The 10,240-nt window shown below is 75.6% G+C and carries 9 protein-coding genes and 1 pseudogene; 2 read left to right on the top strand and 8 right to left on the bottom strand.

Translation table 11 applies throughout. The features are described from left to right. The 8 genes and pseudogenes from ABTZ17_RS34300 to ABTZ17_RS34265 form a co-directional block, all read right to left on the bottom strand. Positions 1-95: pseudogene (locus ABTZ17_RS34300) on the bottom strand (DNA-binding response regulator); the annotation flags it as partial. A 134-nt stretch (positions 96-229) separates the two neighbouring features. Next, positions 230-634, bottom strand: a complete 405-nt coding sequence (locus tag ABTZ17_RS34295; RefSeq protein WP_502994962.1) for an aggregation-promoting factor C-terminal-like domain-containing protein — start codon at positions 632-634, stop codon at positions 230-232. Positions 635-992: 358 nt separating this feature from the next. Continuing rightward, on the bottom strand, positions 993-1,853 hold the full coding sequence (locus tag ABTZ17_RS34290; RefSeq protein WP_352199722.1) for an ECF transporter S component: 861 nt from the start codon (positions 1,851-1,853) through the stop codon (positions 993-995). Beyond that, positions 1,850-3,658: an ABC transporter ATP-binding protein gene (locus ABTZ17_RS34285; protein WP_352199721.1), complete on the bottom strand. Its 1,809-nt coding sequence runs from the start codon at positions 3,656-3,658 to the stop codon at positions 1,850-1,852. The genes ABTZ17_RS34290 and ABTZ17_RS34285 overlap by 4 nt, the downstream gene beginning before the upstream one ends. A 13-nt stretch (positions 3,659-3,671) precedes the next feature. After that, the gene (locus tag ABTZ17_RS34280) at positions 3,672-4,796 is read right to left on the bottom strand and encodes an energy-coupling factor transporter transmembrane component T family protein (RefSeq protein WP_352199720.1); all 1,125 of its coding nucleotides are present in this window, start codon (positions 4,794-4,796) and stop codon (positions 3,672-3,674) included. A 92-nt stretch (positions 4,797-4,888) separates the two neighbouring features. Next, positions 4,889-5,572 (bottom strand): SCO2322 family protein, encoded by a 684-nt coding sequence (locus tag ABTZ17_RS34275; RefSeq protein WP_352199719.1) that lies wholly within the window; start codon positions 5,570-5,572, stop codon positions 4,889-4,891. Continuing rightward, entirely contained in the window at positions 5,569-6,834 is a 1,266-nt protein-coding gene (locus ABTZ17_RS34270) for an SCO2321 family membrane protein (RefSeq protein WP_352199718.1), read from the bottom strand. The genes ABTZ17_RS34275 and ABTZ17_RS34270 overlap by 4 nt, the downstream gene beginning before the upstream one ends. Before the next feature lie 322 nt (positions 6,835-7,156). Beyond that, positions 7,157-8,215, bottom strand: coding sequence for a Strvi_7410 family MBL fold metallo-hydrolase (locus tag ABTZ17_RS34265; RefSeq protein WP_352199717.1), 1,059 nt, complete (start codon positions 8,213-8,215; stop codon positions 7,157-7,159). A gap of 231 nt (positions 8,216-8,446) precedes the next feature. On the opposite strand from ABTZ17_RS34265, the gene ABTZ17_RS34260 reads away from it, so the two are divergent. Beyond that, positions 8,447-9,916: an aldehyde dehydrogenase gene (locus tag ABTZ17_RS34260; protein WP_352199716.1), complete on the top strand. Its 1,470-nt coding sequence runs from the start codon at positions 8,447-8,449 to the stop codon at positions 9,914-9,916. After that, positions 9,916-10,149, top strand: coding sequence for a ferredoxin (locus ABTZ17_RS34255; protein WP_352199715.1), 234 nt, complete (start codon positions 9,916-9,918; stop codon positions 10,147-10,149). The genes ABTZ17_RS34260 and ABTZ17_RS34255 overlap by 1 nt, the downstream gene beginning before the upstream one ends. Positions 10,150-10,240: the final 91 nt, after the last annotated feature.

Raw genomic sequence — 10,240 nt, 5'->3', positions numbered from 1 at the left:
GGGAGGTCGCGGCGCCCGTCGATCAGGATCACGTCGGCGCCGGGGGTGTCCACGAGGGCGGGGCCCTCGGCGGGGGCGACCCGGACACTGGGGAGGCCGGCCACCGGGGCCTTCGAAAGCTGTGGGCCCGCCTCGCGGGCAATCGGTACGTGCTCGGTACCAGCGGCAGCGGCCGCAGGGGTACGGCTCGGTACCGGACGGTGCGGCGGTGAGCCGCGCCGTATACGGCTTAGTACCAGTGGTTCTGCTGCCAGAAGTTCCAGGCGCCGACCGGGCTGCCGTAGCGGGAGTTCATGTAGTCCAGACCCCACTTGATCTGGGTGGCCGGGTTGGTCTTCCAGTCGGAACCGGCGGAGGACATCTTCGAGGCCGGCAGGGCCTGGACCAGGCCGTACGCACCGGAGGAAGAGTTCGTCGCGGTGTGGTTCCAGCCGCTCTCACGCGAAACGATGTTGTTGAAGGCCGCGAACTGGGCGGCGTCCGGGATCATCTGGCGGGCGATGGACTTGGCGTCCATGGGGGCCGCCTGCGCGGGGACCGCGGCGAGCATGCTGCCGACGGCGGTCAGGCCGACGACGGTGCCGGCGAGGGCCTTCTTCGAAGCGGTGATGCGACGGATGACGGAGACGGACACGAAAGGAACCTTTCGTCGGGGACAGGGTCGATCGCGGGGGCATGCCGGAGACATGCGTGAGCCACTCACGCGGTGGAGAGGGGTTCGTCGGCGGCGGGTGAGGAACCCGGGCCGCCCTGCGACATCAACCAGTTAGCCAGGCCGCGGCGCCGCCGGCAACGACCCCTCCTACTACCCGCCATCGGAGCCGGGGGCCCCTCGACCCCCCTCCCCGCCCCCGGGGTCCCGCCCAGGCGCCGGCTGGCGTAAAGGGGGTGTGAGCGGAACGCCGAAGGACTACTAGCCCGGTTCGTATGTGACGTAGGTCCTGTGGGGCGGCTCACCGTCGGAGGCCCCGGATCTCACCCCCAGTGACCGGTTATACCCCTTTTTTGGGTGTGTCCCGGGCCACTTTCCCCCCGGAATCGAAGGCCACGGGCGCGTCGAACGCAGCTTTCCGAGTCGCCCGGCGCAGTGCCCGCAGCACCGTCCCGCCCAGCGTCAGCGTCAGCACCACCGTGGTCACCGCCCGCCCCAGGTCCCAGCCCAGCGAGGTCGTCAGGTAGTACGCCACGAACCGGGCCAGGTTCGACGCCAGGTCGTCCCCCGGCCGGAAGGACACCCCGCTCGCCAGGCCCGCGATCAGCGGCCACCCCTGGAGGTTCATCACCAGCCCGTACCCGAACGCCCCCGCGCAGCCGTACGCCGCGAGCATCGCCAGCTCCGCCCGGCCCCGGAGCCGCCCCGCACCCGGCAGCAGCCCCGCCCCCAGCGCGAACCAGCCCATCGACAGCATCTGGAACGGCATCCACGGCCCCACCCCGCCCGTCAGCAGCGCCGACGCGAACATCGTGACCGCGCCCAGCACGAACCCGAACCCCGGACCGAGCACCCGGGCGCTCAGCACCAGCAGGAAGAACATGGGCTCCAGACCGGCCGTACCCGCGCCCAGGGGCCGCAGCGCCGCCCCCACCGCGGCCAGTACGCCCAGCATGGCCACCGCCTTGGCGTCCGCGCCGTCGTCGGCGATGGTCGCGACGACCACCCCCACCAGCAGCGGCAGCAGCGCCGCGAACAGCCACGGCGCGTCCTGGGCGTGCCCCAGCAGCGCGGACCGGGAGTCCGCCAGCAGCGGCCAACCGAACCCGGCGATCCCGATCGCGCTCACCAGCAGCAGGGCCACGGCCCCCCGCGGGCCGATCCGGACCGCGCGCAGCCGCCCCGCGGACGGGGCGCTCACGCCTCCTCCCCGAGGACGGCCGCGACCTGCGGCACGGTGAGCCAGTGGCCCGGCGCGAGGATCTTCGCCACCTGCGGGGCGAAGGCCGGGGAGGACACCACCACCTCGGCGGTGGGCCCGTCCGCGACCACCTCCCCGCCCGCCAGGATCACCACCCGGTGGGCCAGCTCGGCGGCCAGCTCCACGTCGTGCGTGGCCAGCACGATGGCGTGCCCCTCGGCGGCCAGCGACCGCAGGACGGTCACCAGCCGGGCCTTCGCCGCGTAGTCCAGGCCCCGGGTCGGCTCGTCCAGCAGCAGCAGGGCCGGGCGCCCGGTCAGGACCAGCGCGAGGGCCAGGGCCAGCCGCTGCCCCTCGGACAGGTCCCGCGGGTGGATCCCGTCGCCGACCCCGGGCAGCAGGCGGGTGACCAGCGCCCGGCAGGTGCCCGGCGCCGCCCCGGCGTCGTGGTCGGCGGCCTCGCACTCGGCCGCCACGGTGTCCGCGTACAGCAGGTCCCGGGGCTCCTGGGGCACCAGGCCCACCCGGCGGACCATCTCGGCGGGCGGGGTCCGGTGCGGGACGGCGCCACCGGTCAGCACCGAGCCCGTGGCCGGCTCCAGCATCCCCACCAGGGCGGAGAGCAGGGTGGACTTCCCGGCGCCGTTGCGACCCATCAGGGCCACGACCTCGCCGCGGGCCACCGTCAGGTCCACCCCGCGCAGCACCTCCGCCCGGCCGCGGCGCACGCCCAGGCCCTCGGCGCGGACCGCCTCCGCCGCCTCCGGCAGGGCGGCGGCGGGAGCGCCGGGGGCGCGGCGCCGGCCGAGGAGGCCCCGCAGGCGGGCCGCCGGCCCGGAGCCCGCCCCCGCCCCGGCCTGAGCCGGACCTTCCGGGGTCAGCGGGGCGCCGGGCGCGGGGGCACCGGAGGCCGGAACGGAAGAAGAAGAGGGGAGAGAAGAAGAGGGGAGGGGTGAGGGGCCGGAGAGGAGGGGCGTCGACGGCGCGGCGGCGACCAGCCGGTCCCGCAGCGGTCCCGCCACCCGCCGGGCGTCGCGCACCGACAGCGGCAGCGGGGACCAGCCCGCCAGCCGGCCCAGCGACACCACCGGCGGGAACACCGGGGACACCGCCATCACCGCGTCCGGGGTGTCCAGCACCGGCGGCTCCCCGGGCCCGGGGAGCAGCAGCACCCGGTCCGCGTACTGCACCACCCGCTCCAACCGGTGCTCGGCCATCAGCACCGTGGTGCCCAGGTCGTGCACCAGCCGCTGGAGCACCGCCAGCACCTCCTCGGCCGCCGCCGGGTCCAGGGCCGACGTGGGTTCGTCCAGCACCAGCACCCGCGGATGCGGGGTCAGGACCGAGCCGATCGCCACCCGCTGCTGCTGCCCGCCGGACAACGAGGCGATCGGCCGGTCCCGCAGTTCGTTCAGCCCCAGCAGGTCCAGGGTCTCCTCCACCCGGCGCCGCATCACGGCCGGGGCCAGCCCCAGGGACTCCATCCCGTAGGCCAGCTCGTCCTCGACGGTGTCGGTGACGAAGTGCGCGAGCGGATCCTGCCCGACCGTCCCCACCACGTCCGCGAGCTCCCGCGGCGGGTGCAGCCGGGTGTCCCGGCCCGCCACCGTCACCCGGCCGGTCAGGGTGCCGCCGGTGAAGTGCGGCACCAACCCCGACACCGCCCCCAGCAGGGTGGACTTGCCGACCCCGGACGGGCCCACGAGGAGCACCAGCTCCCCCTCGGGGACGGTCAGGTCGGCGCCGTTCAGCACGGGCGCCGCGGCGTCCCCGTACCGGACGGACACCTGCTCGAAGCGGATCACGGAAACGGACTCCTCACCGGGTCGGCCGCTGCGCGGCCGGGGGAACGGGGGCGACGAAAGCGGGCAGCAGCCCGATCAGCACGGCCGCCGCGGGCCACAACGGCAGACCGGGCGCGACCAGGGGGACGACCCCGGGGTGCAGACCCTCCGGGTCCGCGCCGCCCGCCAGGATCATCAGGGCCGCCACGGCCGCCCCGGACCCGGCCACCAGCCAGGCCCGCGGACCCCAGCGGTCCGGCCGGTAGCGGGTGCGCAGGCTGCGCCGCCCGCCGAGCCGCAGCCCCGCCATCGCCAGTACCAGCCCGACCAGCAGCAGTGGCAGACCGAAGCCCGCGCCCTCGGCGGCCAGCAGCCCGTACGTCCCGGCGCACAGCCCCAGCAGGCCGCCCAGGGTCAGGACGTGCGTGGTGAGCCGGACCCCGCGCGACACCCGGGCCGTCCGCCCGTACCCGCGGGCGTCCATCGCGGCGGCCATCGCCACCGAGCGCTCCAGCGCGCCCTCCAGCACCGGCAGCCCGATCTGCAGGACCGCCCGCACCCCGCCCGTGGGACGGCCGCGCAGCCGCCGGGCGGACCGCAGCCGGGACACGTCCGCGACCAGGTTCGGAGCGAAGGTCATCGCGACCACCACCGCCACCCCCGCCTCGTACAGGGCGGCGGGCAGCGACTTCAGCAGCCGCGCCGGATTCGCGAGGGCGTTCGCCGCGCCCACGCAGATCAGCAGCGTCGCCAGCTTGGCGCCCTCGTACGCGGCGAACACCAACTGCTCCGCCATGACGGTGCCACCCAGGCGGACCCCCTGCGCCCACTCCGGCAACGGCACCTCGGGCAGGCTGAACAACACATGCGTGCCGGGGATCGCCGAACCCAGCACCACCGAGAACACCAGCCGCAGCGCCACCACGAACAGGGCCAGCTTCACGAAGGCCCCGTACGAACGCGACCAGGGCGCGTCGGTGCGCCGGGCCGCGACCACGTACCCGGCCACGCCCACGATCAGGCCGAGCAGCAGCGGGTTCGTGGTCCGCGAGGCCGCCGTGGCCAGCCCCAGCGCCCACAGCCACCAGGCACCGGCGTGCAGGGCGTTGGACCGTCCCGCCTCGGGCGCCGCGAACCGGGAGGCCCGCGACCGCCGCACCGGACCCGTCCCGGCCGCACCCGCGGCGGCCGGGCCCCGCCCGCCCGGGCCGGGACCCGGGGGCCGCCGGCGGGCGGGTCCGGCGGGGGCGGTCACCGGGAGGAGCGGCGGCGGGACTGCCAGAAGGCGGCCCCACCCAGCGCGAGGACCGCGGCGATCCCGGCGACCAGGCCCACCGAGGGCCCGCCGCCGTCCTCCTCACCGGCGGCTTCCGCCCGGGGGGCCGGGGTGGCCGCGGGATCGGCCGGGGACTCCGCGGAGACCTGCTCCCCACAGCCCTTCCGGGGGTAGCCGGAGATCGCGCAGAGCATCGCCGAGCTGTCGTACCGCAGCGGCTTCGCCACCGCCGCCAGCGCCTCGGCGGCCGAGGCGGACGGCGCCACGGAGGCGCAGGCCGTCCGCGGGGCCGGCTGCGGCGGGGTCTCCCCGGCCGGCGCGTCCGACGGCTCGCCGAAGTCGATCACGAGCGCCACCCGCTTGTGGTCCGGGCGGGCCGGGGTGTCCGCGCACACCGCCGCGAAGTCCGCGGCGGCCCGGGGCTTCGAGGCGTCCGCCGAGTCCGCGCTCACCGCGAACCGGAAGCCCACCACCTCGCCGTCGGCGGGCCGGGCCAGGGAGGGGCCCTGGGTGGCGTACTTCCACTGGCCGCCCGCACCCTCCCAGAAGGACCAGTACCGGTACCCGGCGGCCAGTGCGGGCCCCGCGCCCACCAGGGTCAGGAGCACCCCGAGGGCCAGGAGCAGCGACAGGACGGCCGGGCGGCGGCGCGCGGTCACGACTGCCGCTTCCGCTTGCGGCCGCTGATCAGGATGCCGATGCCCATGCCGGCCGCGGCGCCCGCGCCGATGATCCACCACAGGCCGGAGCCCAGGCCCTCGTCGTCGTTCTCCTGCACGGCGTCGTTCGCGTCGCCGGCCACGGCGGTCTCGGTGGGCGCCGGGCCCTGGGTGCCGAGCGCGGCCACCAGGTCGGTGCCGCCGAAGGCGCGCGGGTCCGCGCCGCCCGCGTGCGCGGCCAGCACCAGCTGGGCGTAAGCGGCCGGACCGGCCGTCTTCGCCCAGGCCGCGCCGTTCTTCTCCAGCCAGGCCAGCGGCTTCGCGGCGGCCGCCTTGTGGCCGCCGGCGGCCAGCGCGATCACTGCGTCGGCGGTGTTGCCGACGTCCGGCTGGTCGGTGGCGCCCGGCATCGCCGACATCAGGTGCGCGTCCGTCCTGGCCAGGGTGGCGTCCAGGTAACCGGCGGCGCCCGCCGCCGCCTGCGCGGCGTCCGCCGGGGCCTTGCCGCAGGAGGGCTTCGCGGGGGTGACCGGCACGTCGGTGGTCGGGGCGGCCACGACCAGACCCTTGCCGAGCACGCCCAGGGCGGCGGCCGCGGTGGCGTCCGCGTTGGCGGCCAGCTTCCCGGCCTTGTCCGGCTGGTAGGCGAAGGCGCCGAGGTCGGCGGCGGTGGACACGCCCGGCTGGGGGCAGGTCAACTGGAGCGCGGCCAGCGCGTCGAAGGAGGTCTTGCCGGCCTTCGACTTCACCGCGGCGGGCTGCTGCCCGGCCACCGCCAGGGCACCGGCGACGATGCCGGTGGAGTTGGCGTCGCTGGGCGCGCCCGGGGCCGGGCTGTAGGCCCAGCCGCCGTCCTCGTTCTGCGCCGCCTTCAGCCAGGCCACGGCCTTGGCGACCACGGCGTCCTTGCCGCCGACGGCCGTCAGGGCCTGCACGGCGGCGGCCGTGGCGTTGGAGTCCCGCATGGTCTCGGCGTCACAGGGCTTGGCGGCGTCGGCCCGGAAGGAGGCGAAGGAGCCGTCCGCGCACTGCTGCCCGGTCAGCCAGTCCACGGCCTGCCCGGCGGGGCGCAGACCGGCGGTGGACTGGGCGAGGAAGGACAGGGACTGCCGCCACACGCCGTCGTAGGTCGGGTCGCCCTTGCCGTACAGGCCCGAGGGGACCGGCGGTGCCGGGGACGGCGCGGCGAGGGCGGCGGGGGCGGCGGCCGCGCAGAGTACGGCGGATGCGGCGAGCGCGGCGGCGCTGCGGCGGACGTTCATGGGGGGCGGGTGCCTCTCCTGCTGGGGAGCGGAGCGGGCACACGGGGCACCGGGGCTCCGGCTCCGTATTCCTCGACGGTGCCGGCCACCGGGGGCGGTGGCGCGAGCCGTGTACCTCCGTACCGGGCGTTCCGGCTGGCCGCCGCGGGGGCGGCTCACGGTTGCGGGTCAGCGCCGGATTCACACCGGCTTTCCCCGGAACGGAAGGGTTGACGACCGGGCCACTGTACCGGCCCGTGGGGGCCGGGCCCCGGTGCCCGAGGGCGGGGCGGGGGCGCGGGGGCCCGGTTCCGGCGGGTGCCGTCGGTCGGTGGCGGGGCCCTCAGAGGGCGCGGTAGGTGATCGGGTCGGTGCCCGGAACCGGTTCGGCGCGGCCCTGTTTGACCAGGCGGCGCAGGTGGGCCTCGGCCTCGGAGACGGCGATGTTGCGGGAGCCGTACGGGATCTGCGCCCAGGGCCGGTTCCATTCCATCCGCTCGGCCAGCTGCCAGGGGGTGAGGGGGGCGGCGAGGAGGGCCTGCAGGCCGGCGAGGCGTTCCTCGTGGTGGGCGAGGAGGGCGCGGACCCGGGCCGGGGCGTCGGTGAAGGGGTGCTGGTGGGCGGGGAGGACTTCGGCGGGGCCCAGCCGGCCGATCCGTTCCAGGGAGTCCAGGTAGTCGCCGAGCGGGTCGGTGACGGTGGTGTCGTCGGGGTCCTCGTAGAGGCCGATGTGGGGCGTGATGCCGGGCAGCAGGTGGTCCCCGGAGAAGAGGCGGCCGTGGCCGGGCAGGTTCGCGGGGTGTTCCTCCTCCAGGTGCAGGCAGACGTGGCCGGGGGTGTGGCCGGGGGTCCAGACGGCCCGGAGCCGGCGGCAGGCCAGGGGGAGCAGGTCGCCGGGGACGATCTCCCGGTCGGGGAGGGCGGCGCGCAGACCGGGCAGGGTCCGCATCCGGCCGGACTCGCGGGCGGCCCGCAGGGGGGCCAGGTGGTCCTCGGGGGCGCCCGCGGCGGCCAGCTTCACGGCGAGGTAGTCCAGCCAGACGCCCGGCTCGGCGGAGCGGGTGCGCCGGACCACGGCCGCGTCGGCCTCGTGCATGGCGATCCAGGCCCCGGACGCCTCCCGGACCTTGCCGGAGAGGCCGTGGTGGTCGGGGTGGTGGTGGGTGATGACCACGCCGTGGATCTCGGCGACCGAGGTGCCCAGGGCGGTGAGTCCCGCGCGGAGGGTGTCCCAGGAGTCCGGGTCGTCCCAGCCGGTGTCGATCAGGACGGGGCCCCGGTCGGTCTCCACGAGGTGGACGAGGGTGTGGCCGAGCGGATTGTCCGGGATCGGCACCCGGATGCTCCACACGCCTCCGCCGTGGTCGGCGACCTGCGGTTCTCCGGGTTCTTCCTGCGGCATGACGGCCCCCTGTGCCTCGACGGTTCCTCGGCTGTTCCTCGACGACCCCGGGCGCCGCTCGCGGCGACACACGAGAACGTGTTGCAGTAGTAGCCCAAGTCGACCATGTCTCGGCCTTTCTGACCAGTCGTCGGATCTCCGTCCCGGCCGTGGACTCCTGAAACTGGAACTGGTATCAGTTTCCGCAGCAGCGTCAGGAAACGAAGCGCCGGGCCGCAGGAGGCAGCAGCGATGACCGAGCTCGTGGAACACGGAAAGCTGTTCATAGGCGGGGAGTGGGTCGATCCGGCGGGCGACGCCGTCATCGAGGTGGTCTCGCCCCATACGGAGCAGGTCATCGGTCGGGTCCCGCACGCCTCCCGGGAGGACGTGGACCGCGCCGTCGCCGCCGCCCGCCGCGCCTTCGACGAGGGGCCCTGGCCGCGGACCTCCCTCGCGGAGCGCATCGCGGTCGTGGAGCGGATCAAGGACGCCATCGCCGTCCGGCACGAGGAGATCGCCCGGTCCATCAGCTCCCAGAACGGATCCCCGTACTCCTGGAGCGTGCTGGCCCAGGCCCTCGGGCCGATGATGGTCTACGACGCCGCGATCACCGTGGCCCGCGACTTCCCGTACGAGGAGCACCGGCAGGGCGCCCTCGGGCCGATCCTGGTGCGCCGCGAGCCGGTGGGCGTGGTCGCCGCCGTCATCCCCTGGAACGTGCCGCAGTTCGTGGCCGCGGCCAAGCTGGCACCGGCCCTCCTCACCGGCTCCACCGTGATCCTCAAGCCCTCCCCGGAGTCCCCGCTCGACTCCTACCTCCTCGCCGACATCGCCCGCGAGGCCGGGCTGCCGGAAGGGGTGCTCTCGGTGCTGCCCGCCGACCGCGAGGTCAGCGAGTACCTGGTGGGGCACCCCGGCGTGGACAAGGTGGCCTTCACCGGCTCCGTGGCCGCGGGCCGGCGGGTCATGGAGGTGGCCGCCCGCAACCTCACCCGGGTCACCCTCGAACTCGGCGGCAAGTCCGCCGCGGTGATCCTGCCCGACGCCGACCTCGACACCACCGTGCCGGGCCTTGTCCAGTCCGGCTGGATGAACAACGGCCAGGCGTGCGTGGCCCAGACCCGCGTGCTGGCCCCCCGCAGCCGCTACGCGGAGGTCGCCGAGGCCCTGGCCGCCGCCGCCTCCGCGCAGGTGGTCGGCGACCCCCTGGACCCGGCCACCCAGATCGGCCCGCTGGTGGCCCGCCGGCAGCAGCAGCGCTCCCTCGACTACGTCCGCCTCGGACAGGAGGAAGGGGCCAAGCTCCTCACCGGCGGCGGGGTCCCGAAGGGGCTGGAGCGGGGCTGGTACGTGGAACCCACCCTCCTCGGCGACGTGGACAACTCCATGCGCGTGGCCCGCGAGGAGATCTTCGGCCCGGTGGTCTGCCTGCTGCCCTACGGGGACGAGGAGGAGGCCGTGCGGATCGCCAACGACTCGGAGTTCGGGCTCAGCGGCAGCGTGTGGACCGGGGACGTGGAACACGGCGTGGACTTCGCGCGCCGCGTCCGCACCGGCACCTACAACGTCAACACCTTCAGCCTCGACATGCTCGGCCCCTTCGGCGGCTACAAGAACAGCGGCGTGGGGCGGGAGTTCGGGCCCGAGGGCCTGAGCGAGTACCTGGAGCACAAGATGATCCACCTGCCCGCCGGGTACCAGCCGGAGGCGGGGGCCTGATGGGGGACCACTGGCACGTGGAGGTGGACCGCGGGGTCTGCATCGGCTCGGGCATGTGCGTCACCCTCGCCCCGGAGGGCTTCGCGCTGGACTCGGCCCGGCAGTCGCACCCCGTGGCCCCCGACACCGAGGCGAGCGAACCGGTCCTGACGGCCGCCGAGGGCTGCCCCGTGGAAGCCATCCTCATCACCCTGCGCGACTCGGGCGAAGCGGTCTTCCCCCCGGAGGAGTAGGCGCGGGCCGGACGGACGACACCGGTGGTGGGGCGGCGCGGCCGATGCCGGTGCCCACGGCGGTGCCGCCCAGCGGGAGTTCGGCGAGCCT

This window comes from Streptomyces sp. NPDC097619 (assembly GCF_040302735.1).
GTDB lineage: Bacteria > Actinomycetota > Actinomycetes > Streptomycetales > Streptomycetaceae > Streptomyces.
This window is presented reverse-complemented; position numbering and strand designations above follow the sequence as displayed.